Genomic DNA, 26,640 nt, shown 5'->3' on the forward strand with positions numbered 1-26,640 from the left:
GCTCACGCGGCTCCTCAGGACCCCTGACCCGGGTCGTGGGCGGTTCGGGCGGCCGGTGGGACGGACGACCGAAAGTGATGCGGGTGGACGCGAAAGACATGGGCACCGACCTCAAGTCGGTGCTCATCACCAAGGAAGAGATCGACGCGAAGCTGGTTGAGCTGGCCGCGAAGATCGACGCGGAGTACGCGGGCAAGGACCTGCTGATCGTCGGTGTCCTCAAGGGCGCCGTGATGGTCATGGCGGACCTGGCGCGTGCGCTGTCCACCCCCGTCACCATGGACTGGATGGCCGTGTCCTCGTACGGCGCGGGCACGCAGTCCTCGGGTGTGGTGCGGATCCTCAAGGACCTCGACACCGACATCAAGGGCAAGCACGTCCTCATCGTCGAGGACATCATCGACTCCGGGCTGACCCTGTCCTGGCTGATTTCCAACCTCGGCTCCCGCGAGCCGGCCTCCCTCAAGGTGTGCACGCTGCTGCGCAAGCCCGAGGCGGCCAAGGTCGCGATCGACGTGGAGTGGGTCGGCTTCGACATCCCGAACGAGTTCGTCATCGGCTACGGCCTCGACTACGCGGAGAAGTACCGCAACCTCCCGTTCGTCGGTACGCTCGCGCCTCACGTCTACGGCGGCTGAACCCCCGCCCTTTCGAGGGCGGCTCAGTCCCACTAAGACGTTCGGGAACCCCAGCGGGTTTCGCGCCGTTGGAGCATGCGTAGGCCGGATTGCCAGCAGTCCCCTGCGGCTTCGGGTGACAATGCTGGGGTACCGTCCGAAGAACAGCCTGAAGAACAGCCTTTATAAGTCTTTATCAAACTCACTATGGCAGGAGGGACGGGGCGGCACCGCTCCGTATGGATGGACGTGAAGCGATACTTCCGTGGGCCGGTCATGTGGATCGTGCTGGCCGTCCTTGCCGTGGTCGTGTTGATGCAGGTCGTCGGTTCGTCCGGCGGCTACAAGACGGTGGACACCGGCCAGGTCGTCCAGGCGATCAATGACAACAAGGTCGAGCAGGCCAAGATCACCACCGGCGACGAGCAGACCATCAAGGTCCAGCTCAAGGACGGCGAGAAGGTCGACGGCAGCTCAAAGATCCAGGCGAGCTACATCGGCGACCAGGGCGTGACCCTGGCCAACACACTGCAGAACAAGTACGAGAACAAGCAGATCCCGGACGGCTACACGGTCTCTCCGACGAAGCAGAACGCCTTCGTCGGGATCCTGCTGTCCCTGCTTCCCTTCGTCCTCATCGTCGTCGTCTTCCTGTTCCTGATGAACCAGATGCAGGGCGGCGGCTCCCGAGTCATGAACTTCGGGAAGTCCAAGGCGAAGCTCATCACCAAGGACACCCCGAAGACGACGTTCTCGGACGTCGCGGGCTCGGACGAGGCGGTCGAGGAGCTCCAGGAGATCAAGGAGTTCCTCCAGGAGCCGGCGAAGTTCCAGGCCGTCGGGGCGAAGATCCCCAAGGGCGTGCTCCTGTACGGGCCTCCTGGTACCGGTAAGACGCTGCTCGCGCGCGCTGTCGCGGGCGAGGCCGGCGTCCCCTTCTACTCGATCTCCGGTTCCGACTTCGTCGAGATGTTCGTCGGTGTCGGTGCCTCCCGAGTCCGTGACCTGTTCGAGCAGGCCAAGGCGAACGCTCCGGCGATCGTCTTCGTCGACGAGATCGACGCGGTCGGCCGCCACCGCGGCGCCGGCCTCGGCGGCGGTCACGACGAGCGCGAGCAGACGCTCAACCAGCTGCTCGTCGAGATGGACGGCTTCGACGTGAAGGGCGGCGTCATCCTGATCGCCGCCACGAACCGGCCCGACATCCTCGACCCGGCCCTCCTGCGCCCCGGCCGCTTCGACCGCCAGATCGCGGTCGATCGCCCGGACATGCAGGGCCGTCTGGAGATCCTCAAGGTCCACCAGAAGGGCAAGCCGGTCGCTCCGGACGTCGACCTGTCGGCGGTCGCGCGGCGCACGCCGGGCTTCACGGGCGCGGACCTGGCGAACGTGCTGAACGAGGCGGCGCTGCTCACCGCGCGCAGCAACGGGAAGCTCGTCGACAACCGCATGCTGGACGAGGCGATCGACCGTGTGGTCGCGGGCCCGCAGAAGCGGACCCGGATCATGTCGGACAAGGAGAAGAAGATCACCGCGTACCACGAGGGCGGTCACGCCCTGGTCGCGGCGGCGTCTCCGAACTCCGACCCGGTCCACAAGATCACGATCCTGTCGCGCGGCCGTGCCCTCGGCTACACGATGGTCCTGCCGGACGAGGACAAGTACTCCACGACCCGCAACGAGATGCTCGACCAGCTGGCATACATGCTGGGCGGGCGCGCGGCCGAGGAGCTCGTCTTCCACGACCCGACCACCGGCGCTGCGAACGACATCGAGAAGGCCACCGCAACGGCCCGCGCGATGGTCACGCAGTACGGCATGACCGAGCGTCTCGGCGCGATCAAGTTCGGCGGCGACAACACCGAGCCCTTCCTGGGCCGGGAGATGTCGCACCCGCGTGACTACTCGGAAGAGGTCGCCGCGCTCGTCGACGAAGAGGTCAAGAAGCTCATCGAGAACGCGCATAACGAGGCCTGGGAGATCCTGGTCGAGAACCGCGACGTCCTCGACGCGCTGGTGCTCCAGCTGCTGGAGAAGGAGACGCTGAACAAGGAGCAGATCGCCGAGGTCTTCGCTCCCATCGTCAAGCGCCCGGCCCGCCCCGCGTGGACCGGCTCCTCCCGGCGCACGCCGTCCACCCGCCCGCCGGTGCTCTCCCCCAAGGAGCTGTCACTGACGAACGGGGCGAACGGCTCGGTGCCGGCCATCGCCACCGCGACGGAGTCCGTCCCGGCGACGGAGGCGGCCTCGGAGGACCGCACCGAGAGCTGACCCAGGCTCCCGGCGGCCCCACCAGGCCCGGAATGAATGCCGCACCCCCCAGGTTTTAGCCTGGGGGGTGCGGCATTTCGTCTGCCCGTATGTTTGGGACGCGTCGACCGGCACGCGCAAGATCCACAGGAACGAGGACCAGATGACCGACCCCGTGACGCTGGACGGCGACGGCCTGATCGGCGAGTTCGACGAGAAGCGCGCCGAGAACGCCGTACGAGAGCTTCTGATCGCGGTCGGCGAGGACCCGGACCGCGAGGGCCTCAGGGAGACGCCGGGGCGCGTGGCGCGGGCGTACAGGGAGATATTCGCGGGGCTGTGGCAGCAGCCGGAGGACGTCCTGACGACGACGTTCGACCTGGGGCACGACGAGATGGTCCTGGTGAAGGACATCGAAGTCTTCTCGACCTGTGAACATCATCTGGTGCCGTTCCGCGGGGTCGCGCACGTCGGCTACATCCCGGCCACCAGTGGCAAGATCACCGGTCTGTCCAAGCTGGCCCGGCTGGTCGACGTCTATGCCCGCCGCCCGCAGGTGCAGGAGCGGCTGACGACTCAGATCGCCGACTCCCTGATGGAGATCCTGGAGCCGCGCGGCGTGATCGTGGTCGTGGAGTGCGAGCACATGTGCATGTCCATGCGCGGCATCCGCAAGCCCGGCGCGAAGACCATCACGTCGGCGGTGCGCGGCCAGCTGCGGGACGCGGCGACGCGCAACGAGGCGATGAGCCTCATCATGGCGCACTAGCCTCCCGCAGGCCTCCGTCCGCCTCCCGCCGGCCGCTCCGGGGTTATGCCACCGGGGCGGTTCCCTCGTTGTTGTCGTCGTCCTCGGGGAGCTTGCAGACGCGCTCCAGGAAGAAGGCGGCCGCTATGACGCCGATGCCGGCGAGGACGGAGAGGCCGGCGTAGATGGCCTGGTCGCGGCGGGCGGGGATGTCGAGGGATTCCAGCAGGAACGCGCCCGTGCCGCCGTACATACCGGCCACCAGGGCCGCCACGAGGGCGCTCGCCTGGCCGAAGACGACCGCGCGGGCCGCCATCAGGGGGTCGACGCCCTTGGCGCCGGGGCGGCGCTCGCGCTGGGCCTTGAGACGGGCGCGCAGCGAGAGCGCCGTCGCGAGGAGGACGACGGCGATCAGGGCCAGGACGATGGGGGCGGCGAGGGGGACCCGGGGGAGCGTGCCCACCGCGTTCCACAGACGGGCGCCCGCCCAGGACAGCACACCGGCCACGACGAACACGGCGGCCAGCGTCCTGATGCGCAGCTCTTTCACTTTGCCCCTCTGCCCCTTATTGGTAAGCCAGTCTGGTCGTCTTGACCTTAACGACTACTCGGGCAGCCGGAGTTCCAGATCGGCGCGGGACGTGACACCGTCTCGGGTGAGCGCCGCGAGGAGCTGGGCCACGGGGCCCCGGCCGGGGAGCTGGGCCTCGGGATCCACGTCGTGCCAGGGGGCGAGGACGAAGGCCCGTTCGTGGGCGCGCGGGTGAGGGAGGGTCAGCACCGGGTCGTCGGAGACGGCATCGGCGTACGCCACGATGTCCACGTCGATCGTGCGCGGGCCCCAGCGTTCGTCCCGCACCCGGTGGAAGGCCTCCTCGATCGCGTGCGCCCGCTCCAGGAGCGAGGACGGGGGGAGGGTGGTCTTGAGGACCACGACCGCGTTGAAGTACGTGGGCTGGCTGCCCGGTTCGACGCCCCAGGGCTCCGTCTCGTAGACGGGGGAGACCGCTTTGACGCGGACTCCGGGGGTGTCCTCCAGGGCGTCGATGGCGCCCTGGAGGGTCTCCAGGCGGTTGCCCAGGTTCGAGCCGAGGGAGATCACCGCGCGCTTCGGGTTCTGCAGGGTCGTGTCGGCGGCGTCCACCTGCTCCGTCACGGAGGCGGGCACCGGCTGTACGGTCGGGTCGCTGTGACCCTTGGTGGAGAAGGCGGTCATACTCGGCTCCGGGTGATCGTGACGGTCACGTCGTCGAAGGGGACCGTGATCGGCGCGTCCGGTTTGTGGACGCAGACCTCGACCTCCTGGACCCCGTCGTGCTTCAGACACGCCTGGGCGATGCGCTCGGCGAGCGTCTCGATGAGGTCGACGGGCTCGCCCTCGACGACGGCCACGACCTCCTCCGCCACGACGCCGTAGTGCACGGTCTTCGCCAGGTCGTCGTCGGCCGCGGCCGGTCGGGTGTCCAGGCCCAGCGTCAGGTCCACGATGAAGGTCTGGCCCTCCTCGCGTTCCTTCTGGAAGACACCGTGGTGCCCGCGGGCCTTGAGGCCGCGCAGCGCGACACGATCCACGCGAATCACTCCTGCAATCGTCGGTATGGGCCGTCATGAACCGAGTGCGGTCGGCTCACCAGCCTCAAACGAATCTACCTGCGGGCACTGACAGCGCTCGCCCACGGGGGCGTGTGCCCGGGCGAAGGTCATGAGGCTTCACCGGGCGTTTCCCCTGGGGAACACGGCGGCTCACGGGTTGGTAGCCGCGCCTACCCCGGGATTCGTGATTCCAACCACTTCTTGGTTCCTGTGAGTCGCCCGCCCACTCAACCGGCGGTGTCGTCGTCCTCTTCCTCGCCGGATTCGGCGAGCACGGGGGAGGCGTGGTGCGACCAGAGCTTCCAGCCGTCGGCTGTGCGGCGGAACACATTCGTGGCGACGACCAGCTGGCCGACGAGCGGGCCGAGCTCGTCGCTGTCGTCGGGGGCGGGACCGCCGCTGAGGATGTTCTCGGTGCAGGTCACCAGCGCGGTGTCACCGGTGACGGAGACATGCACGTCGGTGAGGAAGAACTGGATGTACTCGGTGTTCGCCATGATCAGCGCGTACGAGCGCAGCACCTCGCCGCGGCCGTTGAGGACGGGCCAGCCGGGGTGGACGCAGGAGATCACCGCGCCCTCGCCCTCGATGTCGTCGTCGGCCGTGTCCAGCGGGGCGAGCCACAGCGAGGACAGCTCTTCGAAGTCGCCCCGTTCCATCGCCTCGTAGAAGGAGGTGTTGGCGAGCTCGACCTGTTCGACGTCGGTACGGGGGGTGCTCACCGGGCTCCCTCTGCGGCCGGCGCTGCGGTGCTGTGGGCGCTCTCGACAGCCCGGGCGACCCGTACGGCGTCGGCGGTGGCCCGTACCTCGTGGACGCGGACGGCCCACGCGCCCTGGTGGGCGGCGAGCGCGGAGACGGCGGCGGTGGCGGCGTCCCGCTCGCGCGCGGGCGGCGGGGCGCCCTCCGGGCCGGCCAGGACACGGCCCAGGAACCGCTTGCGGGATGCGGCGACGAGCAGGGGGTAACCGAGTTCGCCCAGGCGGTCGAGGTGGGCGAGGAGTGCCAGGTCGTGCTCGGGGTCCTTGGAGAAGCCGAGCCCCGGGTCGACGACGATGCGGTCGGGGGCGATGCCGCCCGCCAGTACGGCCTCCACGCGTGCGTGCAGCTCGTTGAGGACTTCGGAGACGACGTTCTCGTACGTCCCCTTCACGTTGCCGCCCTGCAGGAAGCCGCGCCAGTGCATGACCACGAAGGGGGCGCCGGCCGCCGCGACGGCGGGGATCATCGCGGGGTCGGCGAGGCCGCCGCTGACGTCGTTGACGAGGGCGGCGCCGGCGGCGAGGGACTGCTCGGCGACGGAGGCGCGCATGGTGTCCACGGAGACGGTGACGCCCTCGGAGGCGAGGCCGCGGACGACCGGGATGACGCGCTTGAGTTCTTCGGCCTCGTCGACGCGGGTGGCGCCGGGGCGGGTGGATTCGCCGCCGACGTCCACGAGGTCGGCGCCCTCGGTGACCAGGCCCAGGCCGTGCTTGACCGCGGCGGTCGTGTCGAACCAGCGGCCGCCGTCGGAGAAGGAATCGGGGGTTACGTTGACGACCCCCATGACCGCGCAGCGGTCCCATGTCGGCAGTCCCGCGACTCGGCCGCGCCCGCGCTCGTTGCTCATACGTCCAGCCTAGGCCTCCGGCGGGGGGCCGAATCGCCTGCGGGTTGTCTCTGGCTGGGGTCCTTTGGCCGCTTCGCGGCCTGTTTGCCCACCCACCCACCCGAATCGGTCGGTCGAGCGGCCCCCTCGAAAGGCACGCCCACCGCTCGCCACGACCGTCGTAGGAAGGGGCTGCTCGGCGCGACCGCCACAGGGAGAGGCTGCTCGGCGCGACCCCCGTATGAAGAGGCCGCTCGCCACGACCCCTCCGTAAGACCCGGCCGCTCGCCCGCCCCCCTGTAAGCGGCGGCCGCTCGCCCGCCCCCCTGTAAGCGGCGGCCGCTTGCCCAACCGCTAAGCCGCCCGTATGCCGTGCTCCGACATCGTGTGCGCGCACACGCGTGGAGTCGGTTGGCGGCGGCGCAGCAGGCGGGGCAGGGCGAGGTTGACGAAGCCCTCTGCCTGCATGGCGGCGAAGCCGATGCGCGGGAGGTCGCGGGAGGAGCCGTAGACGACGAAGCGGGGCTCCCAGCGCGGGCGGAACTTGGCGTTGAACTTGTACAGGGACTCGATCTGGAACCAGCGGGACAGGAAGACCAGCAGGCCCCGCCAGGCGCGCAGTACGGGCCCCGCGCCGATCTTCTCGCCACGGGCGAGCGCCGAGCGGAACATCGCGAAGTTGAGCGAGATCTGCTTGATGCCGAGGCGGGGGGATGCCTGGAGTGCCGCCACGATGAGGAGTTCGTTCATGCCGGGGTCGGCCGACCGGTCGCGGCGCATGAGGTCGAGCGACACGCCGTCCGTGCCCCACGGGACGAAGTGCAGAACGGCCTTGAGGTCGCCGTACGGGCCGGGCTGGTCGTCCGCCTTGTGGGCGGTGGCGATCAGACAGTCCCCGTCGGACGGGTCGCCGATGCGGCCGAGCGCCATGGAGAAGCCGCGCTCGGTGTCCGTGCCGCGCCAGTCCTCCGCGGCGCGCCGTATGCGGTCCAGCTCCCCCTCACTGAGGTCGCGGACGCGCCGTACGCGCGTCTCGTAACCAGCCCTTTCGATGCGTTTCACCATCTGGCGCACATTTCGCATCGCGCGCCCGGCCAGGGAGAAATCCGCGACATCCACCACCGCCTCGTCGCCCAGTTCGAGGGCGTCCAGGCCCGTTTCGCGGGTCCACACCTCACCGCCGGTCTCGGAGCAGCCCATGACGGCGGGCGTCCAGGAGTGCGCCTTGGCCTCGTCCATGAAGCGCTCGATCGCGCCGGGCCAGGCCTCGACGTCGCCGATGGGGTCGCCGCTGGCGAGCATCACCCCGGAGACGACGCGGTAGGTGACGGCCGCCTTGCCGCTCGGCGAGAAGACGACGGCCTTGTCGCGGCGGAGCGCGAAGTGGCCGAGCGAGTCGCGGCCGCCGTGCTTCTCCAGGAGAGCCCGCAGCCGGGTCTCGTCGTCCTCCGTGAGGCGGGCGGCCGGGTGTTCGGGGCGGAAGGCCAGGTAGATCGTGGTGACGGCGGTCAGCCAGCCGAGCGCGCCGAGCGAGAAGGCGACCGTCCAGGACGTGGGTCCCGCATAGTCCACCGGCCCCTCGAAGCCGAACAGGCCGTACAGGACGTGGGTAATGCGGTCGGCCAGGCTCGGGTCGCCGACCATGCGGTTCTCGTGGACGCTGACGATGATGAGTCCGAGAGCGAGGGAACCGGCGCCCATGAGCACGAAGTTGGCGAGCGCGCGCCAGCGGCTGCGCGGATCGGGCAGGGCCGTGAATTCCTCGCGGTGGCGCAGCAGTGGTGCGAGCAGCGCCGCGGAGATGATGACACCGATAACCGAGTGCCGGTACGCGAACTGCGCGACCGCGCCGGCCGGCAGCAGGACGACGGCTGCCCGCCACGCCCGTCGCTTGCGGCGGCGCAGCCCGTGAGCCAGGAGCAGCAGTAGCACGCCGGCACTGAGCGACAGCGCGGCGGCGAACGGTCCGAGCGCGCCGGGCAGTACCTCGGCGATGGCGTGCATGCGGCTGCGCCGGAAGCGCGGGAAGACGCCGGCGGCGATGTCCAGGACTCCTACGAGCGTGCAGGCCCTGGCGACCAGGGCGGGGACGGCCTCGGGGCGCGGACCGCGGAGTATCTGCCGCGACCGGCCTGATCGACTCGGAACCTCGCCCGACATTTCCCCATCTATCCTGACAGACATCGCATCCCGTAGTTCTGCGAGAGACCTTGAATCCGGTGCCATTCCGGCATCCGGCGACATTGCGCCCTCTAGGACGGTGTCTTGGGGAGACAGGTTCACTCCTCACAGGAAAGCCGTTTCAAAAGGCAAGGAAAGTCCGGGGCAAGCGCTCGCGAAGGAGCGGCGCGGCCGGGGACAGGAAGCGCAGGCAGGAACAGCCCATGGGTCTCACGAGCAACAAGGTGATGGTGCTGGCGGTCTTACTCGCCGTGCTGCTGTTCGTCGGCACGGTGTGGTGGTGGCCACGGCTGGCACGGCGCAACTGGCGGGCCGTCAGCGGACGGATCGGCCTGTTGCTGGCCACCCAGGTGGCGGTCTTCACCTCGATCGGGCTCTCCGCCAACCAGGCATTCGGTTTCTACGCCAGCTGGGCGGACCTCTTCGGCCAGGAGAGCGGCCAGGGCGTCGTCGTCGACCACAACGGCACGGGCGGCTCGGCCGGAGGCCCCCTCCAAGTGGTCGACACCCAGGGGGTGAACGTCTCGGGCGGTTCCCGGCCGCAGGTCGGCGGTCAGATCCAGAAGGTCGACATCGTCGGCCGTACGACGCACATCGCCACCCCGGCGTACGTCTATCTGCCCCCGGAGTACTTCCAGTCGCGCTACCGCACTCGCACCTTCCCGGCCGCCACCGTCCTGACCGGCTACCCGGGCACCGCCCAGGCGCTCATCAAGGGGCTGCACTACCCCCAGACGGCCCACGAGATGGCCAAGAACGGCAAGATGCAGCCGATGATCCTCGTCATGCTGCGGCCGACCGTCGCACCCCCGCGGGACACCGAGTGCGTGGACATCCCCGGCGGCCCGCAGACCGAGTCGTTCTTCGCCAAGGACCTCCCCGACGCCGTATCGGCCCACTACAGGGTGGGCAAAAAGCCCGGCAGCTGGGGCATCATCGGCGACTCCACGGGCGGCTACTGCGCGCTGAAGCTCGCCATCCACCACCCCGAGGTGTACGCCGCCGGTGCGGGCCTGTCGCCGTACTACAAGGCACCGATCGACCCCACGACGGGCGACCTCTTCCAGGGGGACAAGCGGCTGCAGGACAGCGCCGACCTGCGCTGGTACCTCAAGAACAAGCCCGCGCCCGACACCTCACTGCTCGTCAGCAGCAGCAAGATCGGCGAAGCCAACTACAAGGCCACGCTCGGCTTCATAGACCTCGTGAAGTCCAAGCAGCTCACCCGGATCTCGTCGATCATCCTCGACAGCGGCGGCCACAACTTCAACACATGGCGACGGGAGATCCCGGCGACGCTGCAGTGGATGAGCGGACGGCTGAGCGACCAATGACCTGCTGTTCAAGGGGCGCGGCCGTCAGTTTCCCTCTGGGTGCCGCCGGATTCACCGAGGCGAAGATGCCGGGCGAGCTCTACAGGAAGGTGCTGAGCGACGCCGGTTGCCGCGCGTGACGGTCAAGACCGTCGAGAACCGCGAGATCTGCGAACCCCGGCTGGAGAGGAGAAGGGGGCCATCGATGTCGTCCCCGAATACGCGGCGACGCTCGCGGAATTCCTCATTGCGAAGGACGACGGTGCGAACGCGAAGGCGGTCGCCGCCGGCGATGCCGACGCCGCCGTCGCCGCGTATTGCCGAGAAGCACAACCTGAAGACCCTTTCCGATCTCCGCAATTCGGGCCTCAAGGTCAAGATCGTGGCGGGTGCCGAATGCGAGACGCGGCCCTTCTTTGCGCCCGGTCTGAAGAAGACGTATGGAATCGACACCTCCGGAATCGACCATCGGCCCCAAGAACGTGGGTCCACCACGGACGCGACGCTGAAGAACTTCGACCTCGTTCTCCTGAAGGCGACAGGGGAGGCAGGGGGAGGAGAGGGGGGAGGGCCGGGGCGACAAGGGCGAAGCCCATCGGCGCGCTCAGCGCGGATGATCTTGCGGAACTCAATCGGAAGGTCGACGCCGAGTGTCAGAAGGGGCGGATGTCGTGAGGGACTATCCGCGGTCGAAGGGCTTGATCAAGTAGGGCATTTTGATCGGGCGGTGTGGCTCATGAGGGCGTGGGGCCGTGTGAAGGCTGCGGGGTGGCTGTGTTTTTACCGGGCGGGGCACCAAGATTCGCCTACGCGCGGTAAGTTTCTGGCCATGCCACGTGGACGTCACCGCCATTCCCCGCCCTTGCACAGGCTGCTGCCTCCTTCGGCGATCGCAGGCGTCTCGCTCGTCTGCGCCGTGGGGCCCTGGCTGTTCACTGAGCCGCTGGTACTCCGTGCGCTGGCCGCGGGTGCCGCGGTGACGGCGGTCGTCGGTGCGGTCGTCATGCGCCGCTGGGACACGGCGGCGGGTAAACGCGTCGCCGACCTCACGCGCGCGCGGGCGAGCGACGAGTGGCGTCACGAGGAGCGCGTCGCCGAGTTGGAGACCGACCTCGACGAGTCGCGCGAGCTGCGCGTCAAGCTGGAGCACAAGCTGCGCGCGAAGCGTGCGGAGCTGGCGGGCCTGCGCAACGAACACGCGGCGCTGCTTCGGCGGTACGCCACGGCGGAGACGGAGCGGGCGAGCGCCCTGGAGGTGCGCCGGCGGCTCGCGATAGAGGCCTCGTCCACGCCCCCTGCGCTGCCCGCCGCGCGGACGGCGCCCACGGAGCCGGAGACTCCGGAGGCGGTGGCTGCTCCGGAGGCGGCAGAGGTGGTCGAGGTGGCCGAGGTGGCCGAGGTTTCCACGGCCTCCGAGTCCTCCGAGTCCGCCACGGCCTCCGAGTCCGCCACGGCCTCTGAGTCGTCCGTGGCGACCGAAGCTCCGGTGTCCGCTGAGGTCTTCTCCCCGGCCGGGTCCTCGCTCTTCCTGCGGGCCAACGCGGCGCTGAACCGGATCGCGAGCAGTGGTCCGGCGGCGCAGGGCACGGAGGGCGCTGAGGGCGCGGAAGATGCGGGGGGCTCCGCACCGACCGAGTTGGTGAGGTCCGAGTCGTTGAAGTCCGACTCGGTGAGGGATGAGCCCGCGAGGGGCGAGTCCGTGAACGTAGAGCCTCCGAAGGCCGGTTCGTCCGAGACGGGTCCGTCCTCGGATGCCGTCGCGGAGGAGGGTGAGGCGCAGGGGAAGCCCGAGGCGGTCGACGGGCATGAGCGCGCGGCCGCCGAGCCGAAGCTGTCCCAGCCCTCCCTGCCGTCCCAGTCCTCGAAGGCGCTCCAGGCCGCGAAGCCCGCCAAGCCCTCCGGGCACTTCACCGTGCCGACCGCCGTGGCTGTCGTACCGGCCACGCCTGCGCGGCGGCCCTCGGTCGAGGGCGGGTTCGACTTCTTCGGTACGCAGAAGGAGTCGTCCGCCGCCGCGCTGGAGGCCGTACAGAACGAGGACCTCGCGGACGTCGTCGGCCAGGAGGCGCTCGCCCTGCACAAGGCCGAGGCCGAGGCCGGGTTCAAGCCCGTGGACGAGGGGTCCCGCGGCGTCGGCCAGGTCATCGATCTGACGGCGCACGACGAGACGGAACAGATCGACATGGCGGGACTGCGGAGCGCCGCTTCCTGAAACCGCGCGTTTCCTGCATACGCGCGCATATGCGTGCATGCGTCGTGTACATACGTCGCGCGTCGCGTACATGCGTGAGGGCAGTGGCACGGCGCGCGCCGTGCCACTGCCCTCACGCCGTTATCGGCGCTCTCGCGCTCCTGCCCGCGCTCTCGCGCCCCTGGATGTGCCTGCACACCCCGCGCGCGCTCTCATGCTTCGTACGCCCTATTGCACGCCCGCACGCCCCCTGTGCGCGCCCTCACGCCATCCATCGATCCGGCGGAGCCTCCCGCCGCCCGGTACGCGACCGGTCGGCCTGTGCCTGAAGAAGCGCCGCCGCCTCTTCGGCATCCCGCAGTCGCGCCGTCACCGTCTTGTTGGCCCCCGTGTCGACGTGGACGTCGGCAACCCCCTTGAAGCGTTCCCACGGCCCCTGCGTCAGCCGTACGCTCTGGACCTTCGCGTGCGGCACGAGTGAGAGGCTGCGGCGCAGCAGTCCGTGGCGCGCCGCGAAGACGGTGTCGGTGACGGCGAGCCCGTACCCCCGCCACCGGAACGGCATGCACCAGCCGGCCCGTCGAGGCGGCCGGTTCAAGGACGACGGCGACGGCACCGTCACCCCTGGCAGCACCCCGGCGATCACCGACTCGGCGGCCTCGCGCGGAGCGACGGGTACGAGCACGGAGTTCGACGACCCGGCCACGTCCAGCTCGACGCGCACCCATCCGCGCCGCCGCCACAGCAGCGGTTCGACGATCCGTACGGTCTGCACGCGCCCGGGCGGCACCGTCTCATGCGTACGGTCGAGGAGCCCGTGGTCGATGCGGAGCCCGTCCGGCGATTCGCCCACCGTCCAGTCGTACTCGCTGACGAACGGCCCCACACTGCTCGCACCCGCCGCGCCGAGCAGCGGCACGCCGGACGCGAGGACCGTCCACACGCTGTGGGTGGCGAACCACAGCAGCGGCGGTACGACGAGCGCGGCGGCCAGCGAGCTCCAGGTGGCGCCGGTGAGCACCAGGGAAACGGCCAGCATGCGCGCGGGGACGTGCAGCAGCTGCCGTACCGGCGCCTCGCCGACCTCGTGCGCCGTCTCCGGTGCGAAACCGGCCGCGCGGGCCAGGAGTTCGGCGCGCAGCGCGCGGGCCTCACCCTCACCCAAGTACGCCAGTTCGTCCTTCTTGTCCGTCCCGATGACGTCGAGTTTCAGCTTGGTGACGCCCGCGACGCGGGCCAGCAGCGGCTGGGTGACGTCGACGGCCTGGAGCCGGTCGAGCCGGATGTGCGCGGTGCGGCGGAAGAACAGGCCGGTGCGGATGCGCAGTTCGGTGTCGGTCACCGCGAAGTGCGTGAACCACCAGCTCAGAAAGCCGTAGAGGGCGGCACCAGGGAGGAACACGGCGAGCCCGATGAGCAGCGCGGTAGTCGTGAGCCTGGTCAGCTGCTCCTGCGCCTGGGTGGGGTCGTGCACGGCCCATCCGGCGATCACGGCGACGGGCGCCCAGGCGCGCCGGAACGGGGTCACGGGGTGCAGCCGCCGTTCGACCAGGGCTTTCCCCTCCCGTACGGCGGCCTCGGCGTCCTCCGCGGCCGCGGCGCCCGGTGCGGCCGTCGTGCCGGACGAACCGCGCGGCACGGGCGTACCCGAAGAGCCCGGGGGAGCCGTGCTCACAGCCCCGCCGATCGTGCCTCGCCCAGCTCGGTCAGCCGGTCCCGCAGCCGCTCGGCCTCGGCCGGGTCGAGGCCCGGGATGCACGCGTCGGTCGCCGCGGCCGCCGTGTGCAGCTGCACGCTCGCGAGCCCGAAGTGCCGCTCGACGGGCCCGGAGGTCACCTCGACCAGCTGCATCCGCCCGTACGGCACCACGGTCTCCTCGCGCCACAGCACACCCCGGCTGATCAGCAGGTCGTCCGCGCGCTCGGCGTACCGCCAGGAGCGCCAGTTGCGCCCCAGCAGGTGCAGGCCCCAGACCATCAGGGCGAGCGGCAGCAGGGCGAAGGCCGCCCAGGCAGGGCCCGCGAGCAGCCCGAGCAGCAGCCCCACGACGAGCGTCAGCAGCCCCAGCCACACCACCAGCAACAGCCGCCGCATCCGCAGCAGCCCCGGGGGCAGTCCGGTCCAGACCGGCTCCGCCGCCGTGTTTCCGGTACTTTCCATGCTCCCCGTCTCCATGTGGCAAGCGTACGTACGAGACACTGTCCCCATGACTCCTACGACGGAGACCATGGTCGGTATCGGCGGCGCCGCGGAGAGCACCGACATGGTGCTCAACATCGGGCCCCAGCACCCGTCCACGCACGGCGTGCTGCGGCTGCGGCTCGTGCTCGACGGCGAGCGGATCCAGCACGCGGAGCCGGTCATCGGCTATATGCACCGCGGCGCGGAGAAGCTCTTCGAGGCGCGCGACTACCGCCAGATCATCATGCTCGCCAACCGCCATGACTGGCTGTCGGCCTTCTCGAACGAGCTGGGCGTGGTCCTCGCCGTGGAGCGGATGCTCGGCATGGAGGTCCCCGAGCGCGCGGTGTGGATGCGCACGCTGCTCGCGGAGCTCAACCGCGTTCTGAACCACCTGATGTTCCTGGGCTCGTACCCCCTGGAGCTGGGCGGGATCACCCCGATCTTCTACGCCTTCACGGAGCGCGAGGAACTCCAGCACGTCATGGAGGAGATCTCCGGCGGGCGCATGCACTACATGTTCAACCGGGTCGGCGGCCTCAAGGAGGACCTTCCCGCCGGATGGACCTCACGCGCGCGTGCCTCCGTCGCGGCCCTGCGCTCGCGGCTGGGCGTGTACGACGACCTGGTGCTCGGCAACGAGATCTTCAGGGGGCGCACGCGGGGCGTGGGGGCGCTCGCGCCGGAGACCGTGCACGCCTACGGCGTGAGCGGGCCGATCGCGCGCGCCTCCGGTGTCGACTTCGACCTGCGCCGCGACGAGCCGTACCTCGCCTACGGGGAGCTTCAGGACACCCTCAAGGTCGTCACCCGGCAGGAGGGTGACTGCCTGGCCCGCTTCGAGTGCCTCCTGGAGCAGACCCACAACTCGCTCGACCTCGCGGACGCCTGCCTCGACCGGCTCGCCGAGCTGCCGCCCGGGCCGATCAACCAGCGCCTCCCCAAGGTCCTGAAGGCGCCCGAGGGTCACACGTACGCCTGGACCGAGAACCCTCTCGGCATCAATGGCTACTACCTGGTCAGCAAGGGCGAGAAGACCCCGTACCGGCTGAAGCTGCGCTCGGCCTCGTTCAACAACATCCAGGCGCTCACCGAACTGCTGCCGGGCACACTGGTCGCGGACATGGTGGCGATCCTGGGATCACTGTTCTTCGTGGTCGGCGACATCGACAAGTAGCGCTCTCCGTAGAGGGGCGCTTTCGTCGGCCGGGCCGTCGTGGAGCGGGTCCGGAAATCCAACGGGCTGGAGCAGCCAGCCGAAGTCGCCGAGGCCACCGGGCGCGGTGAGCTCGGCGGCGGCGCCGGCGCTCGCGAGGGCGCGCACGTAGGCGGTGGGGTCTGTCGAGGCGAGCGCGAGCGGGGGGCGTGCACCGCTCACGCCCAGCGCGCGCAACGCGGCGCGCTGCGTCATCACGCGCCCCCCGGGCAGCCTGCACGCGTCCAGTGCGACGTGCGCGGTGATGTCGCACGACCCGTCCGGCACCGGCATCGTCTCCCGCCCCTCCCGGAAGCCGGTGAGCGTGCCGAAGGGGGGTCGGCCGGCGGCGAAGTGCGCGTAGTCGACGGCGACGGCGAGACCCCGGTCGAGGGTGGACGCGGCGGAGGCCCAGGCGGCGTCCCGGGGGTGCCCGATCTCGGCGCGGGCTCCCGCGGAGGGCGGCGCGTGCACTTCTTCGGGGAGCGTGGCCGCTTCATCGGAGGGCGCGCGGCCTCCCTCGTACAACGCGCGGCCTCCCTCGCGCAACGTGCGGGCGCCTTCGGGGAGAGCGCGCGCCTCTTCGGACGGCGGGCGCGCTCCTTGCGGCAGCGCGCCCGCGGACGGCGCACCGGCCAGCGGCCACCAGCGCCGCAGCCACTCGGCGTCCGCCCCCTCGATGGGATCCCCGAGGCGTTCGGTCCCGTCCTCCGCCCGTACGAGAACCAGCCGTACCACCCCGTCCGCGTCCACCTCGGCGACATCCACCGGCACGTTGTCCAGCCACTCGTTGGCGAACAGCAGCCCGGTGATCCCCTCAGGAGGCTCGGCGAGCCACTCGATCCGGTGATCAAGGCCGGCGGGGCGGTCGGCGCGTTCGACGGCGTACCCGCGCGCGCGGGAGCCCACTTCGGCGGGAAGCGCGGTGAGGACGCCGGTCACCAGCTCGCCGCGGCCCGCCGCCATGTCGACGAAGGCGAGCGAGGCGGGGTGGCCGAGCGCCTCGTCGACGCGGCACAGCAGCCGGGCCACGGCCTGCGCGAAGAGGGGCGAGGCGTGCACCGAGGTCCGGAAGTGGCCCGCGGGCCCCTCGGGCCTGCGGTAGAAGCCGGAGGGCCCGTACAGCGCCTCTTCGGTCGCCTCGCGCCAGCCCCGCCACTCATCCGTCGCCTCACGTCTCACCGGGCCAGGCTAAGCGTCAGGGAGAGGGGGCCCTCCACCTTGGGGAGTACGAGCGCCGGTCGCGGATCGATCCTCCGGTTGACCCCTGCACACTGGACGCTTCCCTACTCTGGGTTACGTGCAGCGCCTCTACGACTTTCTCCGCAGGCACCCGACGTGGGTCGACAGCTTCTGGGCCGTCGTCCTGCTCGGGATCTCCGGCGTGAGCCTCACCAATGTCAACGGCGCCGCGGACCAGCAAGCGTCGCTTGCCGCGGCGCTTCCGATCGCCGTCGTGCTGAGTGCGGTCGTCGCGCTGCGCCGCCTCATGCCCGAGAAGATGCTGGTCCTGGCCGCAGCGGCAGGCTTCGCGCAGGTGGTCCTGGATGTCCCGACGGCGCCCGCGGACTTCGCGATGTTGGTGATCATCTACACCGTCGCCGCGGACGGCGACCGCTGGGCATCGCGCCTGGGGCTGATCGGCGGCCTCTGCGCGGCGACCGTCGGGCAGCTCCGCTGGCCCGTGAGGGATCAGGGCCCGCTCGGCGCCGTCCTGATAGTGGTCTTCCAGACGGTGCCCTTCGCGCTCGCCTGGGTGCTCGGCGACTCCATCCGCACCCGCCGTGCCTACCTCGCCCAGCTGGAGGAGCGCGCCGCCCGTCTGGAGAAGGAGCGCGAGGCGCAGGCCAAGGTCGCGGTCGCCGCCGAGCGCGCCCGGATCGCGCGCGAGCTGCACGACGTCGTCGCGCACAACGTCTCGGTGATGGTGGTCCAGGCCGACGGCGCCGCCTACGTCATGGACGCCGCCCCCGACCAGGCCAAGAAGGCCCTGGAGACCATCTCCGGAACCGGTCGCCAGGCCCTCGCCGAGATGCGCCGCCTGCTCGGCGTCCTGCGCACCGGCGAGCACCAGGAGAGCGGCGAGTACGTGCCGCAGCCCGACGTCGAGCAGCTCGACGACCTCATCGAGCAGTGCCGCACCTCGGGCCTTCCCGTCGACTTCAAGGTGGAGGGCACCCCGCGCCCCCTCCCCAGTGGCGTAGAACTCACGGCGTACCGGATCGTGCAGGAAGCGCTCACCAACACGCGCAAGCACGGGGGAGCGAACGCCGGCGCGAGCGTGCGCCTGGTCTACTTCGACGACGGCCTCGGACTGCTGGTCGAGGACGACGGCAAGGGCGCGCCCCACGAGCTGTACGAGGAGGGGGGCGCCGACGGGCAGGGCCACGGCCTGATCGGCATGCGGGAGCGCGTCGGCATGGTCGGCGGCACCCTGGACGCGGGGCCGCGGCCCGGTGGAGGCTTCCGCATCAGCGCCCTGCTCCCGCTCAAGCCCGCCCACTGACACCTGTAACGACACCTTTTGATTACTTTTAACGCCTTTTGACTTTGAGAGAGACGGAAGAGGACCCCGATGGCGATCCGAGTCATGCTGGTCGACGACCAGGTGCTGCTGCGCACCGGTTTCCGGATGGTGCTCGACGCCCAGCCGGACATGGAGGTCGTGGCCGAGGCGGGCGACGGCGTCGAGGCCCTCCAGGTGCTGCGCGCCACCGCGGTCGACGTGGTGCTGATGGACGTACGCATGCCGAAGCTGGACGGCGTGGAGACCACGCGCCGCATCTGCTCGGAACCGAACCCCCCGAAGGTGCTGATCCTGACCACCTTCGACCTCGACGAGTACGCCTTCTCCGGGCTGAAGGCGGGCGCCTCCGGCTTCATGCTCAAGGACGTGCCGCCCGGCGAGCTGCTCGCCGCCATCCGCTCCGTGCACAGCGGTGACGCCGTGGTCGCACCCTCCACCACCCGGCGCCTGCTGGACCGCTTCGCGCCGATGCTGCCCAATGCCGGCAAGGAGCCCCGGCATCAGGGGCTGGAGCGGCTCACCGACCGTGAGCGCGAGGTCATGGTGCTGGTCGCGCAGGGGCTGTCGAACGGGGAGATCGCGGCGCGCCTCGTCCTGTCCGAGGCGACCGTGAAGACCCACGTCGGGCGCATCCTGACCAAGCTGGGACTGCGGGACCGGGTGCAGGTGGTCGTGCTCGCGTACGAGACCGGGCTGGTCCGCGCGGGCGGGCACGGCTGACCAAGCGTGGGAGCGGAAGCGGGCGCGGGCGCGTGGGCGGCGCGCGGGCGCACAAGGCGCATGAAGTTGCTTAGGGGCGCGTGAAGTTGCGCGGGGCGTGCAGCGTTGTGCGGGGGCGTGACCGTGGCGTAACCAGCGCCCACTAGGGTCTGCGCATGCTCCTGTGGATCAACGGCCCCTTCGGGGGTGGCAAGACACAGACCGCACACGAGATCCAGCGACGGCTGCCCGGCAGCGTCGTCTGCGACCCGGAACACGCCGGCTTCGGCCTGCGCCGCATGCTGCCGCCCGAACTGCGCGGAGACTTCCAGGACTTGACGTCCTGGCGGCAGGGCGTGGTCGAGGTGCTCGACCTCGCCCTCAGCAAGCACGACGGCGTGGTCATCGCCCCCATGACGGTCACCAATCCCCGCTACTTCGAGGAGACCGTCGGGCGGCTGAGCGAACTGGGCCACGACGTACGGCACTTCGCACTCCTCGCCGAACGCGAGACCGTACTGAAGCGGCTGCGTGAGCGTGGCTTCGGACACCTCATGCAGTACGTCGCCGGCAAGGACGCCCCGCTGCGGCGCGAGAGCTGGGCGGTGCAGCAACTCGACCACTGCCTGGAGCGGCTGCGCGAGCCGGAGTTCGCCGAGCACCTGTGGACCGACCACGCGACGGTCGCCAAGACCGCGGACCGGATCGCCGTACTGGCGGGGCTGACGCTCACGCCGAACCGGGACGGGCTGGTGCGAGGGCGGCTGCGGAGGGCGTGGACGAGCGCACGGCACATCCGGTTCGACTGACGGGCGCGCGGAGAGGCGCTGGGCCGACAGGACCTAGCGCAGGATGCCCTCAAGGAAGTCGCTGCCCAGCCGGGCCACCACAGTGACGTCCAGCTGGTGCAGCACATACCGCCCGCGGCGCCTGGTGGTGATCAGGCCCGCCTTCTTGAGCACGCTCAGATGCCGGGATATCTCAGGAGCCGTCATCCCGTGCATCTGCGCCAGCTCACCCGTGGTGTACGCGCTGCGGGCCAGATGACGGCAGATGCGCATCCGGACCGGGTGGGACAGCGCGGCCATCCGCAGGGTGAGCTGCTCGACGGAGGGCGGGGCGGCGAGCTCGGGGGAGCCGATGGGGTAGTGCAGCACCGGCTGCCAGCCGGGCCGGTGCAGCACCATCAGGTGCGGCCAGCCGAGGCTGGTGGGGACGAGGAGCAGGCCGCCGTCCGCCGTGAAGGTGTGGCCGTCGGTGAGCTTGTCGATCGTGAGCCGCCCGGCAGTCTCGTCCAGCGACACCGCGGCGGACACGGAGGTCAGTGCCTCGGTCAGGCTCTTGTGCCGGAGCAGATCCGTCTTGTGGCGGGCCTCCGCGGCGAGCTGGTGGCGCAGACGGGACCAGGTCTCGGCGAAGAAGGCCTCGTCGCAGTCCTCCAGGAACTGCCGCAGCCAGGCCCGCACGCTCGGCGGATCCTCCAGCAGCCGCTCGGTGAACCGCGTCTGCTGCGGCCCGCGGGAGGCGGCCAGGTCCACGGCACGCCGGCGCACCTCGGGGTCGGAGAGCGCACCGGGTTCGTGCGAGCCGTACGCCAGCGCGCACGTGAACTCCAGGGCCGCGTCCACGAACTGCTCGTCGGTGAGCTTGTCCAGCAGATCCAGGTCCTCGGCGAGTGTCGCGCCCGGCAGTGTGGTCCCGCCCGGGATGCCCGCGCAGGCCAGAAACAGGTCCGAGAACGTCGTACGCCACAAGAAGTCCGCCTCGCACATCCGGTCCGCGAGATGCGGGTCGAGCCGGGCGGTCACTCCGGTCGCCCAGCCCTGCAGTCCGGGGTGGTGCCCGGGCTCGGCCAGAGCGTGCAGTGCCATTCCGAGCTCGGCCAGCGGCGACGGCACGACGGCGATGCGCTCCCGTCGCAGGCCGTTGATGTCGATGTGCACGCTCATGACCCCATGGTGCACCCCGCCACTGACAACGCCGCCGCCGATTGACATCGGCCGTCAATCGGGGCGACAAGCGCCGTGAGCAGGCGCAATCTGGGATGACCAACGGCCGGGGCACCCTCCACGTCCACAGCGTCGCCTTCGGATCCCATCCCTCGTCCCTGGAGGCGATCCGCCATGAGCATCACCCAGCAGTACCTCCTCGACAGCTACCGGGCCCGGCAGCACGGCGAGCCCGCGCCTCCGGCACCCGGCAGCCACGACTGGCAGGTCGCGCGCGAGCTGCGCGACTACCGGCAGTTCCGTGCGGTCGTGGCGGGGCGCCCGGCCCACGGGCGGATACGGGAGGCCCTGGGCCGGTGGCTGCACGGGCGGCGCCACGCGAGCTGCTGAGCGGCGCCGCGGGCTGCCGACCCGACCCGAGCCGGGCCGGGTCAATCCGACGCGGGCCGACCCGGGCCGGGCCTTGCGGGGCGGAGCCGTCAGTGCGGCAGCCGTGCCACGAAGTCCGCGACGGCCGCCCTGACGTCGTGGGCCGTCCACTCCAGCCCGGCGGAGCGTACGGAGACCTCGGTGAACGCCAGGCCCGGCCCGGGGCTGCCCCAGGGGTTGGCGAACAGGAAGGTCTTGGTCTCCTCGGCCTGCGCCGTCGCCGCTTCCTCCAGCACGGCGGCGTCGTACGGAAGCCAGACCTGGAACTCGTGGGTGTGCGGCTCCTCGGGGTGTACGCGGGCCCAGGGCACCCCGGCCGCGGCGAACCCCTCGCGCAGGGCTGTGGCGACCACGCGCGCGTGGGCCACGTACTCGGGCAGCCGGGGCAGCTCACGCTCCAGTCCGGCCAGCGCCGACAGCACCGCCGGGAACTGGTGGGCGACCATGCCGCCGTACCGGTGGCGCCAGGTCTTGGCCTCGTCGATGAGCGTCCTGGGGCCGGCGAGTGCCGCGCCGCTGTACCCGTTGAGCGACTTGTAGAACGACACGTAGACGCTGTCCGCGAGTCCGGCGATCTCGTCCAGGGGACGGCCGAAGTGCGGGGTGCAGTCCCACAGGCGTGCCCCGTCGAAGTGGACCACCGCGTCGCGTTCCCGGGCGGCTGCCACGACCTCGGAGAGCTCCTCCCAGGAGGGCAGCACGAAACCGGCGTCCCTCAGGGGCAGTTCGAGCATCAGCGCCCCGAAGGGCTCTTCGAAGTCCCGGACCTCGTCGGCGGTCGGCAGCCGGGGCTCATTCGTCACACGGACCGGGCGCAGCCCGCTGACCGTGCTGAGAGCGTTGCGTTCGTGCACCTCGGGGTGGCTCAGCCCGTGCAGGGCGACGGTCGTGTTGCCGGTGCGGCCCGCCCAGCAGCGCAGCGCCACCTGCTGGGCCATCGTGCCGGTGGGGAAGAAGGCGGCGGCCTCCATGCCCAGCAGTCCGGCGACCCGCTCCTCCAGGGCTTCGACTATCCGGTTCCCGTAGATGTCCACGGGTTCGTCCAGGTCGTACAGGTCTCCCGCCGCGTCCAGGTCCGCCAGCCGCTCACGGAGCGTGGCCCTGTGCCCGGGGCGCGACAGGAGGCGCTCAGCTCCCCGGTAGGCGGCCGTCCGCCGCTCCCGCCGCTGCTCGGCCGAGGGCGCCTCGCCCGGCCCTTCACCCAGCCCATCGCCCGGCCCTTGGCCCTGATCCGCCGAGGGTGCCCCGGTCCGCTCTTCGTGCTGCTCCGCCGTATCGCTCATCCCGGGATCATCCCTTGAGCCGGGCTGCTCGGGCACCCGCATTTCCGTGCCCCCCGCGGCCCGTGGAAACCCACAGCCTGTGGACAACGAAACGGCCCTCGAACCGATCGCGTTAACATGACGAGAAATCGTCCGGTACCCCGAGCGGACTGGAACGGAAGGCCGCCGTCGAGTGAGTACATTCCCACAGCCAGACCCCAAGGACCGCCCCGCGCGGCTCGCCGTCGGCGTTGTCGGCGCCGGCCGTGTCGGCCCCGCGCTCGCCGCGGCCCTCCAGCTCGCCGGGCACCGCCCGGTGGCCGTCTCCGGGGTCTCCGACGCGTCTAAGCGGCGGGCCGCCCAGCTGCTGCCCGACGTGCCGCTGATGTCCCCGGCGCAGGTCCTGGAGCGCGCGGAGCTGGTGCTGCTGACCGTCCCGGACGACGCCCTGCCCGGGCTCGTCGAGGGACTGGCCGAGACGGGCGCCGTACGGCCGGGACAACTGCTCGTGCACACCTCCGGGCGGTACGGCGCGCGGGTGCTCGACCCGGCGCTCCGGGCGGGCGCACTGCCCCTCGCGCTGCACCCCGCGATGACGTTCACCGGCACCCCTGTGGACGTCCAGCGGCTGGCCGGATGCTCCTTCGGGGTCACCGCGCCCGAGGAGCTGCGGCTGGCCGCCGAGGCCCTGGTGATCGAGATGGGCGGCGAGCCCGAGTGGATCGCCGAGGAGAGCCGGCCGCTCTACCACGCGGCCCTCGCGCTCGGCGCCAACCACCTGGTGACCCTGGTCGCCGAGTCCATGGAGCTGCTGCGCGCCGCGGGCGTGGAGGCCCCCGACCGGATGCTGGGCCCGCTGCTCGGCGCCGCCCTGGACAACGCCCTCAGGTCGGGCGACGCGGCCCTCACCGGGCCCGTCGCGCGCGGGGACGCGGGCACGGTCGCCGCGCACGTCGCCGAGCTGCGCAAGCACGCCCCGCAGACCGTCGCGGGCTATCTCGCGATGGCCCGCGCCACCGCCGACCGCGCGCTCGCCCACGGACTGCTCAAGCCGGAACTCGCCGAGGACCTTCTCGGGGTACTCGCCAACGGCGCGGCCCTGCCGGACGACGGGAGCGACCGATGACCACCGCCCTGCTGCGCACCGCCGACGAGCTGCACGCGCGCGCCCGCGCGGGCCGCCGAGCCGTCGTGATGACCATGGGAGCCCTCCACGAGGGCCACGCCACGCTGGTCCGCGCCGCCCGCGAGATCGCCGGAGACCAGGGCGAAGTGGTCGTCACCGTCTTCGTGAACCCGCTCCAGTTCGGCAAGGGCGAGGACCTCGACCGCTACCCGCGCACCCTCGACGCCGACCTCAAGATCGCCGAACTGGCGGGCGCGGACGTCGTGTTCGCCCCCGCAGTGGACGAGGTCTACCCCGGCGGCGAGCCCCAGGTCCGCATCAGTGCGGGCCCCATGGGCGAGCGTCTGGAGGGTGCCGTGCGCCCCGGCCACTTCGACGGGATGCTCACCGTCGTCGCCAAGCTGCTGCACCTCACCCGGCCCGACGTGGCGCTGTACGGGCAGAAGGACGCCCAGCAGCTCGCCCTGATCCGCCGCATGGTGCGCGACCTGAACTTCGGCGTGGAGATCGTCGGCGTGCCCACCGTGCGCGAGGAGGACGGGCTCGCCCTCTCCAGCCGCAACCGCTACCTCTCGCCCGAGGAGCGGCGCACCGCGCTCGCCCTCTCGCAGGCCCTGTTCGCGGGCCGCGACCGGCACGCCGCCCAGGAGGCCCTGCGCGCGCGTGCCCGCGAAGTGCCCGCCACGCGTGCGCGTGCCGAGGCGCTCAGCGCGATCGGCGAGTCCCGCGCGGCGGCCGACGCGCACGCCGTCGCCAAGGCCGTCCCCGGCGAACACTCCGGCGTCCGCGCCGCCGCACGTCTCGTCCTGGACGAGGCCGCCCGCCTCCAGCCGCCGCTGGTCCTGGACTACCTGGCGCTGGTCGATCCGTCCGACTTCACCGAGATCGCGGACGACTTCACCGGCGAGGCGGTCCTCGCCGTCGCCGCCCGGGTCGGGACGACCCGGCTGATCGACAACATCCCCCTCACCTTCGGAGCCGCCTCGTGACCGGCAAAGGCACAGGTCCAGGTACAGGTACTGGTACCGGCATACGACTGCACGCGCCCGCCCCAGGCTGGGCCCTCACCGCCGACGTCGTGGTCGTCGGCTCCGGAGTCGCCGGACTCACCGCGGCCCTGCGCTGCGAGGCCGCCGGCCTGAAGACCGTCGTGGTCACCAAGGCCCGCCTCGACGACGGCTCCACGCGCTGGGCGCAGGGCGGCATCGCCGCGGCCCTCGGCGAGGGCGACACCCCCGAACAGCACCTCGACGACACCCTCGTGGCGGGCGCGGGCCTGTGCGACGAGGACGCCGTACGCATCCTGGTCACCGAGGGCCCCGACGCCGTACGCCGTCTCATCGAGACCGGCGCGCACTTCGACGAGTCGGCCGAGGGCGACCTGGAACTGACCCGCGAGGGCGGCCACCACCGCCGGCGCATCGCGCACGCGGGCGGCGACGCGACCGGCGCGGAGATCTCCCGGGCGCTTGTCGAGGCGGTACGCGCGCGTGGGCTGCGTACGGTCGAGAACGCGCTCGTCCTGGACCTTCTCACGGACGCCGACGGCCGTACGGCGGGTGTGACCCTGCACGTCATGGGAGAGGGCCAGCACGACGGCGTGGGAGCCGTGCACGCCCCCGCCGTGGTCCTCGCGACCGGCGGCATGGGCCAGGTCTTCTCCGCCACCACCAATCCGTCGGTCTCCACCGGCGACGGAGTGGCGCTCGCCCTGCGCGCCGGGGCCGAGATCAGTGACCTCGAATTCGTGCAGTTCCATCCGACCGTGCTGTTCCTCGGCCCGGACGCGGAGGGCCAGCAGCCGCTGGTCTCCGAGGCGGTACGCGGCGAGGGCGCCCACCTGGTCGACGCGGACGGCGTGCGCTTCATGACCGGGCAGCACGAGCTGGCCGAGCTGGCGCCCCGGGACATCGTCGCCAAGGGCATCATGCGCCGCATGCAGGAGCAGGACGCGGAGCACATGTTCCTCGACGCCCGGCACTTCGGCGCCGACATGTGGGAGCACCGCTTCCCGACGATCCTGGCCGCCTGCCGCACGCACGGCATCGACCCGGTCACCGAGCCCGTCCCGGTCGCCCCGGCCGCCCACTACGCCTCCGGAGGCGTCCGTACGGACGCGCGGGGCCGCACCACGGTGCCGGGCCTGTACGCGTGCGGCGAGGTCGCCTGCACCGGCGTCCACGGCGCCAACCGGCTCGCCTCGAACTCCCTCCTGGAGGGCCTGGTCTACGCCGAGCGCATCGCGGCCGACATCGCGGACAGCCGCTCGGAAAACGGCCTCCACGCGCGCGTGCCGGAACCGGTCCCGCACCCCGAGAAGCCCGCACACCCGCTGCTCGCCCCGGAAGCCCGGTTCGCGATCCAGCGGATCATGACGGACGGCGCGGGCGTCCTGCGCTCGGCCGATTCCCTCACCCAGGCCGCCGACCGCCTCCAGCAGCTCCACGCGGACGCCCGCGACGCCCTCGACGAGAACGGCAAGACCTCCGAACCCGGAGTCGACACCTGGGAGGCCACCAACCTCCTGTGCGTGGCCCGCGTCCTGGTCGCCGCCGCCCGGCTGCGCGAGGAGACCCGCGGCTGCCACTGGCGCGAGGACCACGCCGACCGGGACGACACGGACTGGCGCCGCCACATCGTCGTACGGCTGAATCCCGACCGGACGCTGGCCGTACACACCACGGACACCGCAGACTTCCCCCCGACCCTCCCCCAGGCGCTCGACTTCGATCGAGCAGGGGGGACCCCCATGCCCCAGCCGGCGCCCCTTCCTCAGGAGCAGTGACAG

24 protein-coding genes are annotated in these 26,640 nt (G+C 71.1%); 13 read left to right on the plus strand and 11 right to left on the minus strand.

Translation table 11 applies throughout. The annotated features are described in order from the left end of the window. The first annotated feature begins 77 nt into the window (after window positions 1–77). The 3 genes from hpt (at window position 78) to folE (ending at window position 3,636) form a co-directional block, all read left to right on the plus strand. On the plus strand, window positions 78–638 hold the full coding sequence (hpt, locus tag AB5J50_RS28245) for a hypoxanthine phosphoribosyltransferase (RefSeq protein WP_327430604.1): 561 nt from the start codon (window positions 78–80) through the stop codon (window positions 636–638). Window positions 639–860: 222 nt separating this feature from the next. Then, entirely contained in the window at window positions 861–2,888 is a 2,028-nt protein-coding gene (gene ftsH / locus AB5J50_RS28250) for an ATP-dependent zinc metalloprotease FtsH (RefSeq protein ID WP_369265532.1), read from the plus strand. Between the two features lie 142 nt (window positions 2,889–3,030). After that, window positions 3,031–3,636, plus strand: coding sequence for a GTP cyclohydrolase I FolE (gene folE, locus AB5J50_RS28255; RefSeq protein ID WP_327430605.1), 606 nt, complete (start codon window positions 3,031–3,033; stop codon window positions 3,634–3,636). Between the two features lie 43 nt (window positions 3,637–3,679). On the opposite strand, the gene AB5J50_RS28260 is transcribed toward folE, so the two are convergent. The 6 genes from AB5J50_RS28260 to AB5J50_RS28285 form a co-directional block, all read right to left on the minus strand. Next, window positions 3,680–4,165, minus strand: a complete 486-nt coding sequence (locus AB5J50_RS28260; protein WP_327430606.1) for a DUF3180 domain-containing protein — start codon at window positions 4,163–4,165, stop codon at window positions 3,680–3,682. A 54-nt stretch (window positions 4,166–4,219) separates the two neighbouring features. Continuing rightward, window positions 4,220–4,831 carry a 2-amino-4-hydroxy-6-hydroxymethyldihydropteridine diphosphokinase gene (gene folK, locus AB5J50_RS28265; RefSeq protein ID WP_369261057.1) on the minus strand — a complete coding sequence of 204 codons (612 nt, stop codon included), beginning with the start codon at window positions 4,829–4,831 and terminating at the stop codon, window positions 4,220–4,222. Continuing rightward, window positions 4,828–5,187, minus strand: coding sequence for a dihydroneopterin aldolase (gene folB, locus AB5J50_RS28270; protein ID WP_189188543.1), 360 nt, complete (start codon window positions 5,185–5,187; stop codon window positions 4,828–4,830). Before folB ends, folK begins: the two co-directional genes overlap by 4 nt. Before the next feature lie 248 nt (window positions 5,188–5,435). Further along, window positions 5,436–5,930: a nuclear transport factor 2 family protein gene (locus AB5J50_RS28275; RefSeq protein ID WP_327430608.1), complete on the minus strand. Its 495-nt coding sequence runs from the start codon at window positions 5,928–5,930 to the stop codon at window positions 5,436–5,438. After that, complete coding sequence (gene folP / locus AB5J50_RS28280) at window positions 5,927–6,820, minus strand: dihydropteroate synthase (protein ID WP_369261058.1); 894 nt, start codon at window positions 6,818–6,820, stop codon at window positions 5,927–5,929. The genes AB5J50_RS28275 and folP overlap by 4 nt, the downstream gene beginning before the upstream one ends. 333 nt (window positions 6,821–7,153) lie before the next feature. Continuing rightward, window positions 7,154–8,959, minus strand: a complete 1,806-nt coding sequence (locus AB5J50_RS28285) for a phosphatidylglycerol lysyltransferase domain-containing protein (RefSeq protein ID WP_369261059.1) — start codon at window positions 8,957–8,959, stop codon at window positions 7,154–7,156. Window positions 8,960–9,183: 224 nt separating this feature from the next. Between AB5J50_RS28285 and AB5J50_RS28290 the strand changes: the two genes are divergently transcribed. Further along, a complete protein-coding gene (locus AB5J50_RS28290; protein ID WP_369261060.1) occupies window positions 9,184–10,314 on the plus strand; it encodes an alpha/beta hydrolase in 1,131 nt (376 codons plus the stop codon). An 808-nt stretch (window positions 10,315–11,122) separates the two neighbouring features. After that, window positions 11,123–12,505: a hypothetical protein gene (locus tag AB5J50_RS28295; RefSeq protein WP_369261061.1), complete on the plus strand. Its 1,383-nt coding sequence runs from the start codon at window positions 11,123–11,125 to the stop codon at window positions 12,503–12,505. 241 nt (window positions 12,506–12,746) lie between these two features. On the opposite strand, the gene AB5J50_RS28300 is transcribed toward AB5J50_RS28295, so the two are convergent. Together AB5J50_RS28300 and AB5J50_RS28305 are read right to left on the minus strand one after the other, a co-directional pair. Next, a complete protein-coding gene (locus tag AB5J50_RS28300; RefSeq protein WP_369265533.1) occupies window positions 12,747–14,036 on the minus strand; it encodes a PH domain-containing protein in 1,290 nt (429 codons plus the stop codon). Window positions 14,037–14,155: 119 nt separating this feature from the next. After that, entirely contained in the window at window positions 14,156–14,659 is a 504-nt protein-coding gene (locus tag AB5J50_RS28305; protein WP_369261062.1) for a PH domain-containing protein, read from the minus strand. A gap of 31 nt (window positions 14,660–14,690) precedes the next feature. On the opposite strand from AB5J50_RS28305, the gene AB5J50_RS28310 reads away from it, so the two are divergent. Then, on the plus strand, window positions 14,691–15,842 hold the full coding sequence (locus AB5J50_RS28310; protein ID WP_327430615.1) for an NADH-quinone oxidoreductase subunit D: 1,152 nt from the start codon (window positions 14,691–14,693) through the stop codon (window positions 15,840–15,842). Here AB5J50_RS28310 and AB5J50_RS28315 read toward each other — a convergent pair. Next, window positions 15,807–17,042 (minus strand): SAM-dependent methyltransferase, encoded by a 1,236-nt coding sequence (locus AB5J50_RS28315; RefSeq protein ID WP_369261063.1) that lies wholly within the window; start codon window positions 17,040–17,042, stop codon window positions 15,807–15,809. The genes AB5J50_RS28310 and AB5J50_RS28315 overlap by 36 nt on opposite strands. A 118-nt stretch (window positions 17,043–17,160) precedes the next feature. Between AB5J50_RS28315 and AB5J50_RS28320 the strand changes: the two genes are divergently transcribed. From AB5J50_RS28320 to AB5J50_RS28330, 3 genes are all read left to right on the plus strand, one after another. Continuing rightward, a complete protein-coding gene (locus tag AB5J50_RS28320) occupies window positions 17,161–18,366 on the plus strand; it encodes a histidine kinase (RefSeq protein WP_369261064.1) in 1,206 nt (401 codons plus the stop codon). Window positions 18,367–18,435: 69 nt separating this feature from the next. Then, the gene (locus AB5J50_RS28325) at window positions 18,436–19,107 is read left to right on the plus strand and encodes a response regulator transcription factor (RefSeq protein ID WP_327430619.1); all 672 of its coding nucleotides are present in this window, start codon (window positions 18,436–18,438) and stop codon (window positions 19,105–19,107) included. 155 nt (window positions 19,108–19,262) lie between these two features. After that, complete coding sequence (locus AB5J50_RS28330; protein WP_327430620.1) at window positions 19,263–19,895, plus strand: AAA family ATPase; 633 nt, start codon at window positions 19,263–19,265, stop codon at window positions 19,893–19,895. 33 nt (window positions 19,896–19,928) lie between these two features. Here AB5J50_RS28330 and AB5J50_RS28335 read toward each other — a convergent pair whose 3' ends face one another. Continuing rightward, window positions 19,929–21,035: a DUF5937 family protein gene (locus AB5J50_RS28335; protein ID WP_369261065.1), complete on the minus strand. Its 1,107-nt coding sequence runs from the start codon at window positions 21,033–21,035 to the stop codon at window positions 19,929–19,931. A 174-nt stretch (window positions 21,036–21,209) separates the two neighbouring features. Between AB5J50_RS28335 and AB5J50_RS28340 the strand changes: the two genes are divergently transcribed. Further along, on the plus strand, window positions 21,210–21,425 hold the full coding sequence (locus tag AB5J50_RS28340; RefSeq protein ID WP_369261066.1) for a hypothetical protein: 216 nt from the start codon (window positions 21,210–21,212) through the stop codon (window positions 21,423–21,425). An 89-nt stretch (window positions 21,426–21,514) separates the two neighbouring features. Here the strand turns inward: AB5J50_RS28340 and AB5J50_RS28345 are convergent, their stop codons facing one another. Further along, the gene (locus AB5J50_RS28345) at window positions 21,515–22,747 is read right to left on the minus strand and encodes a low specificity L-threonine aldolase (protein WP_369261067.1); all 1,233 of its coding nucleotides are present in this window, start codon (window positions 22,745–22,747) and stop codon (window positions 21,515–21,517) included. A 172-nt stretch (window positions 22,748–22,919) separates the two neighbouring features. Between AB5J50_RS28345 and AB5J50_RS28350 the strand changes: the two genes are divergently transcribed. From AB5J50_RS28350 to AB5J50_RS28360, 3 genes are read left to right on the plus strand one after another with little or no spacing between them, the layout of a single operon-like run. Beyond that, complete coding sequence (locus AB5J50_RS28350; protein WP_369261068.1) at window positions 22,920–23,852, plus strand: Rossmann-like and DUF2520 domain-containing protein; 933 nt, start codon at window positions 22,920–22,922, stop codon at window positions 23,850–23,852. Further along, the gene (panC, locus tag AB5J50_RS28355) at window positions 23,849–24,841 is read left to right on the plus strand and encodes a pantoate--beta-alanine ligase (protein ID WP_369261069.1); all 993 of its coding nucleotides are present in this window, start codon (window positions 23,849–23,851) and stop codon (window positions 24,839–24,841) included. Before AB5J50_RS28350 ends, panC begins: the two co-directional genes overlap by 4 nt. Next, a complete protein-coding gene (locus AB5J50_RS28360) occupies window positions 24,838–26,637 on the plus strand; it encodes an L-aspartate oxidase (protein WP_369261070.1) in 1,800 nt (599 codons plus the stop codon). Before panC ends, AB5J50_RS28360 begins: the two co-directional genes overlap by 4 nt. The last annotated feature ends 3 nt before the right edge of the window (window positions 26,638–26,640 follow it).

The organism is Streptomyces sp. R35 (genome assembly GCF_041053035.1).
GTDB classification, from domain to species: domain Bacteria; phylum Actinomycetota; class Actinomycetes; order Streptomycetales; family Streptomycetaceae; genus Streptomyces; species Streptomyces lutosisoli.